Consider the following 2,198-nt stretch of genomic DNA (forward strand, 5'->3'; position numbering starts at 1 on the left):
CGATCCAACGATGACACTGACGGTCTGGGCCATAGCCGGAGAATTCCACCGCAGCGGCCCGCTGTGAATCCTCCGTCTGGGTCAGTGCACTAGCCACCACCAGCATCGCCGTCATGATGGCGGCCAAGCCCAGGTCGGGCAGGGACAAATCGCCGGTGTAGAAGATAGCGATGATGACCACGGCGCCCAGGTCGTCGATGATTGCCAGGGCCGTCAGGAACACCTTGAGCGAGGTAGGGATGCGGGAGCCGAGCAGGCCCAGGACCCCAAGCGCGAAGGCGATGTCGGTGGCCGAGGGGATCGCCCAGCCCCGGAGCGTCGCGGCGTCGTTCCAGTTGAAGGCGGCGAAGATGAGCGCGGGGACGGCCATGCCCCCGGTCGCGGCCACGCCTGGCAGGATACGCCGGCTCCAGCTGGCCAGTTGCCCGTCTAGGACCTCACGCTTGATCTCCAGCCCGACCAGCAGGAAGAACGCTGCCATCAGGGCGTCGTTGATCCAGTGCTGCACGCTGAGTGGGTCAAGATGGGCCTGCAGGGCGGCGAAGTAGGTTGGTGCCAGCGGCGAGTTGGCGATGACGAGGGCCAGCGCGGCCGACGCCATCAGCGCCAGGCCGCCCGCAGCCGAGCTGTCGAGAAAGGCCCGCAGCATCGAGGCGGGGGGATGTAGTGTGCTGGTCCCAGGGGCCGCCATGCCATTCCTTTCCAATCTGCTCCACCCGGGCGGATTCGCTCGCGGCAACCTCGCACCATTCCCGCCCACCGAGGCTATACATCGCTTGGCCACCGGCGGCCCGGTTGCGGCGGGACGCATCCCGGATGGCCCAGGAACCACCGATCCCGCTCTCACTGAACCCAAAAATCCAGGAAGATTTCTGATCCTGCTACAGCAGGCCTCAGCACAGCCTGCGCGGCGCCATGCCGCACCAGGTTGCGCGGAACCGACTGGCCCGAGGGTGCGTTACGCCGCCAGTTCAGTACGAAATGCTCGCAGCGGCGCGGCGGGAGCAACAGGGTGGATCGTGTCAGCGGTAAGCAGTGATCCGGGAGTCCTGTGGATGCGCCATATGCGCCGCGGCGACTGGGGGGAGGCCTGGAGCATCAGTGACGAGGTGCTCCGCGCCCGCTTCGGGGTGCGGGACTGGAGCCTCCCACGCCACCTGCAGGCTGTTTGGGACGGCACGCCACTGGACGGGCGACAAGTCCTCCTCCGCTGCTATCACGGCCTTGGCGACACCATTCAGTTCATCCGCCTCGCGCCCCTCGTCCAGGCCCGCGCATCCGAGCTGACGGTCTGGGCGCAGCCGGCGCTCATCCCGCTGCTCCGCACGATGCCAGCGGTCGGACGCCTTCTTCCGCTGCATGACGGCACTCCGGAGGTCGCCTACGACGTCGATGTGGAGGTGATGGAACTGCCCCATGTCCTCCGCACCACAATTAGCACTCTCCCCGCCCAGGTCCCGTATCTGCACCCACCCCGCCGGGACATGCGCGCAGGCACCGGCCAGGCACGCCTTGATTTTGCGGTGGGGCTGGTCTGGCGGTCCGGCGACTGGGATTACGAGCGCCGCTCCGTGCCCTTCGGCTTCCTCGAGCCGCTCCGGGCCGTCCCCGGTGTCGCGCTGCACATCCTCCAGCGTGGCTCTGCGCTGGAGGAGCGGCCGCCCGGCTTCGGCATCCTCTCCGGATCCGATGACATACTCGAGGCAGCGTCGGTGATGCGCGGCCTCGATTTGGTCATCAGCATCGACTCCATGCCGGCCCACCTGGCCGGCGCGCTCGGCCTTCCCGTCTGGACGCTGCTCGCCAGCGATGCCGACTGGCGCTGGATGGAGGAGCGCGAGGACAGCCCGTGGTACCCAAGCATGCGGCTCTTCCGGCAGAGGCGTCCCGGCGCCTGGGGTGAGGTGATCGCCCGCGTGGCGGCTGAACTCCGCACCCTTGCGGGGGCGCGCGGGTTATCCGGTGCAACTTGAAGCCTGGCGCAGCCAGTAGGCGGCGCCGTCCTACAGCGCCAGCTCACGGGTCCCGTTCCGTATCACGGTGAAGCCGGCCTGCGCCGCCAGCACCGCGACATCCCGCCGGTCCGCCGCATCCTCACGGTAGCTAATACCAAGTCTCCGAGAGCATGACTCTCTGGGGATTCCCAGACTGACGGCGCTCTGATTCAACGTGGCGAGCAGAGGAGCTTCGCCATGCCC

The 2,198-nt window shown here is 67.8% G+C and carries 3 protein-coding genes; 1 reads left to right on the forward strand and 2 read right to left on the reverse strand.

What is annotated here, in order from left to right; all coding sequences use genetic code 11:
- Positions 1-649, reverse strand: a 649-nt coding sequence (locus tag EP26_RS30580; protein ID WP_245624584.1) for a Na+/H+ antiporter NhaA, incomplete at its 3' end; no start/stop codon positions are given.
- A gap of 406 nt (positions 650-1,055) precedes the next feature.
- Here EP26_RS30580 and EP26_RS30585 point away from each other — a divergent pair.
- Positions 1,056-1,973: a glycosyltransferase family 9 protein gene (locus EP26_RS30585; RefSeq protein WP_157033985.1), complete on the forward strand. Its 918-nt coding sequence runs from the start codon at positions 1,056-1,058 to the stop codon at positions 1,971-1,973.
- Between the two features lie 30 nt (positions 1,974-2,003).
- Here the strand turns inward: EP26_RS30585 and EP26_RS37115 are convergent.
- A partial coding sequence (locus EP26_RS37115; protein ID WP_211259636.1) for a hypothetical protein occupies positions 2,004-2,198 on the reverse strand: 195 nt, incomplete at its 5' end.

The sequence above is a fragment of the Belnapia moabensis DSM 16746 genome (assembly GCF_000745835.1).
In the GTDB taxonomy this organism is placed as follows: domain Bacteria; phylum Pseudomonadota; class Alphaproteobacteria; order Acetobacterales; family Acetobacteraceae; genus Belnapia; species Belnapia moabensis.